This window comes from Streptococcus sp. 4155 (genome assembly GCF_013276695.1).
Classification (GTDB): Bacteria; Bacillota; Bacilli; order Lactobacillales; family Streptococcaceae; genus Streptococcus; species Streptococcus pseudopneumoniae.
This window is the reverse complement of record NZ_VMLM01000022.1, coordinates 1-3,052: the sequence shown is the minus strand read 5'-3', so window position 1 is coordinate 3,052 and position 3,052 is coordinate 1. Positions and strand designations below refer to the sequence as shown.

The 3,052-nt window shown below is 40.3% G+C and carries 3 protein-coding genes and 1 pseudogene; 1 reads left to right on the top strand and 3 read right to left on the bottom strand.

Going from position 1 to position 3,052, the window contains the following annotated elements; all coding sequences use genetic code 11:
- Positions 1–95 precede the first annotated feature (95 nt).
- Positions 96–272: a 30S ribosomal protein S21 gene (gene rpsU, locus HT715_RS02875; RefSeq protein ID WP_000048054.1), complete on the bottom strand. Its 177-nt coding sequence runs from the start codon at positions 270–272 to the stop codon at positions 96–98.
- A gap of 138 nt (positions 273–410) precedes the next feature.
- Entirely contained in the window at positions 411–1,118 is a 708-nt protein-coding gene (locus HT715_RS02870) for a glucosamine-6-phosphate deaminase (RefSeq protein ID WP_049524427.1), read from the bottom strand.
- Between the two features lie 150 nt (positions 1,119–1,268).
- Between HT715_RS02870 and queA the strand changes: the two genes are divergently transcribed.
- Positions 1,269–2,297, top strand: coding sequence for a tRNA preQ1(34) S-adenosylmethionine ribosyltransferase-isomerase QueA (gene queA / locus HT715_RS02865; protein ID WP_001090168.1), 1,029 nt, complete (start codon positions 1,269–1,271; stop codon positions 2,295–2,297).
- Between the two features lie 507 nt (positions 2,298–2,804).
- Here queA and HT715_RS02860 read toward each other — a convergent pair.
- Positions 2,805–3,052: pseudogene (locus tag HT715_RS02860) on the bottom strand (N-acetylmuramoyl-L-alanine amidase family protein); the annotation flags it as partial.

The window sequence follows — 3,052 nt, the reverse complement described above, 5'->3', positions numbered from 1 at the left end:
ATATCTACGGCAAGGCGACGTTGACGTGGTTTGAAGAGATTTTCGAAGAGTATTAAAAGAAAAAGGACTAGATTTCTCCAGCCTTTCATTTCAAATTAGAATTTTTTACGTTTACGAGCTGCTTCTGATTTACGTTTACGTTTTACAGAAGGTTTTTCATAGAATTCACGTTTGCGTGTTTCTTGAAGAGTACCAGCTTTAGTAACCGCACGTTTGAAACGACGAAGTGCGTCGTCAAGAGATTCATTCTTACGTACTACTGTTTTAGACATTTTTTTCACTCCCTTCAAGTTCAATATCTATTTTATTCTACACGTAAAAGGAATAATTGTCAAGCAAAAATGCGGTTTAATTTTGATTTTTTCTTACATTTATACAAGAGTTGAAAGCGTTCAATAGAACATTGCTTTTTATTTTTCAAGTAAGCTAAGCGCTTCAGCATCCGCAATAATAGTCACATCAGGGTGATTTTGGAGACTACTTGCAGGTAGATTCTCAGTCACTGGACCAGACACTGTTCCGGCAATGGCTTCTGCTTTCGACTCACCGTAGGCAAAGAGAAGGATTGACTTGGCATCCAAGATGTTCTTAATCCCCATTGAAATAGCTTGGGTTGGGACGTCTTCAATCTTGTCAAAAAAGCGCGCATTGGCTTCAATAGTAGACTGGTCAAGTTCGACTAGATGCGTTTGACTGTCAAATGGAGTACCAGGTTCATTAAAGCCGATATGCCCATTGCGACCGATTCCCAAGATTTGCAGGTCAACTGGATGGTCAGCCAAAATTTGGTTGTAGCGTTCAACTTCAGCTTCAGCATGATCCTTAACACCACGAGGCAAGAAACTTTCTTTAAATGGTTTTTGGTTGAACAAGTTTTCTTGCATGAAGTGACGGTAAGACTGTGGATTGTCGCCATCAAGGCCTACATACTCATCAAGGTTGACACTGGTTAGATTTGAAAAATCGAGGTCACTTTCAACAATTTCCTTATAAAATTCAAGTGGACTACTTCCTGTCGCAAGCCCTAAGGTTTGAGCGCCATTGTCTAATTTTTCCTTCAAAATCTCAAAAGCAACTTTTCCACCTTCGATTTGGTTTTCAACTTTAATAACTTTCATCTTTTCATCCTCCATTTCTATCTATTTTTATTATATGGTATAGACCAATTTTTGTCAAGTGAAAACGATTTAATTTCTAAAAAAAGAGCGTCTATACTTGAAACATGTTATAATGGATAGGATTAGAACTTAGAAAGAATGAACAGATATATGAATACAGCTGATTTTGACTTCCACTTACCTGAGGAATTGATTGCCCAAACACCCCTTGAAAAACGAGATGCCTCTAAACTCCTCATCGTCAACCGTGAGACAGGAAAAATGCAGGACAAACACTTCCACTCCATTATTGATATGCTGGAACCTGGTGATGCCCTCGTTATGAACGACACCCGCGTTCTCCCTGCCCGCCTCTATGGTCAAAAGGAAGAAACTGGAGGCCATGTGGAACTTCTCCTGCTCAAAAATACTGCTGGAGATGAGTGGGAAGTTCTGGCTAAACCTGCCAAACGCCTCAAGGTCGGTACTCGTATCAGCTTTGGTGATGGTCGCCTCAGCGCTGTCATTACAGAAGAATTGACCCACGGAGGCCGCATTGTCCGCTTCGAATACCACGGAATTTTCCTAGAAGTTTTGGAAAGTCTGGGTGAAATGCCGCTGCCACCTTATATCCACGAAAAACTGGATGACCGTGAACGCTATCAAACAGTTTACGCCAAGGAAAGCGGCTCAGCTGCTGCACCAACTGCTGGACTTCACTTCACCAAAGAACTGCTAGCAGAAATCCAAGCTAAGGGTGTTCATCTAGTCTATCTGACTCTTCATGTCGGACTCGGAACCTTTAGACCCGTTTCTGTGGACAATCTAGACGAACACGAAATGCACTCAGAGTTCTATCAACTTTCTGAGGAAGCAGCTGCAACTCTCCGCTCTGTTAAGGAAAATGGTGGTCGTGTCATCGCTGTCGGAACCACTTCTATCCGCACCTTGGAAACTATTGGTTCCAAGTTTGAGGGGCAAATCCAAGCAGATTCTGGTTGGACCAATATCTTTATCAAACCTGGGTATGAGTGGAAGGTCGTGGATGCTTTTTCAACCAACTTCCACCTTCCAAAATCAACTCTGGTCATGTTGGTTTCTGCCTTTGCAGGCCGTGAATTAGTCTTAGACGCTTATCACCATGCCATTCAAGAACACTACCGCTTCTTCAGTTTCGGTGATGCCATGTTTATTTATTGAGAAAGAATTTCTCTAAATCTTCTAATACCAATAAATCACTAAGATATTATTTCAAAGAACATCTACAATTGAAACTCTAGCTAGCTGTAGAGGACGCCTAGTACATTAAAATTAAAATGTTTCTCCCTAGCTGCGAAAATATTGCCATAGATTGCGTTGACTCTCCAAATCGATTCATCTATATTTTATTTCAGCTTCCTATATTTTCTTCGCTGTTTGTAAATCAAAATACAAGATACATGAGTAGCACCATATTTGTTACTCTTATCTGTCCTCTCAAGAGACTATTATGAGTGGTTTCAGAATCATTCACTACTTTGACCCTGACTCTCCTTAGTCTCAAAATCAAAGACTAAACAAAAAGTGAACAAACCTGAATTCTAATGTACAGAAGACTAGGCTTGTTCACTTTTTATAGTCGCTATAAGATGACCTTATCTATAGCTTTTTATACATAATTATATATTCAGACATACTATTATCAATTGTGTCGCAGGGAGGAATCTGTTAACGCACCCATTCACCATTATCATTGACTCTATAGCCATCTATACTTGTATTGATCGCTAGCTCACCCGATGCATTTACATAATACCATTTACTGCCAACTTGGAACCATTGATTGGCTTTCATAGAACCGTTGCTGTTGAGGTAGTACCATGAACCATTATTTTGTAGCCAACCTATCTCCATAGAACCATTATCGTTGAGATAATACCATGAACCATCAACTTGCTCCCAACCTGTTGCCATGG

Excerpts from the sequence above, each read along its gene's own strand:
- rpsU (WP_000048054.1), bottom strand. The coding sequence starts at position 272 with ATGTCTAAAACAGTAGTACGTAAGAATGAATCTCTTGACGACGCACTT.
- HT715_RS02870 (WP_049524427.1), bottom strand. The coding sequence starts at position 1,118 with ATGAAAGTTATTAAAGTTGAAAACCAAATCGAAGGTGGAAAAGTTGCT.
- queA (WP_001090168.1), top strand. The coding sequence starts at position 1,269 with ATGAATACAGCTGATTTTGACTTCCACTTACCTGAGGAATTGATTGCC.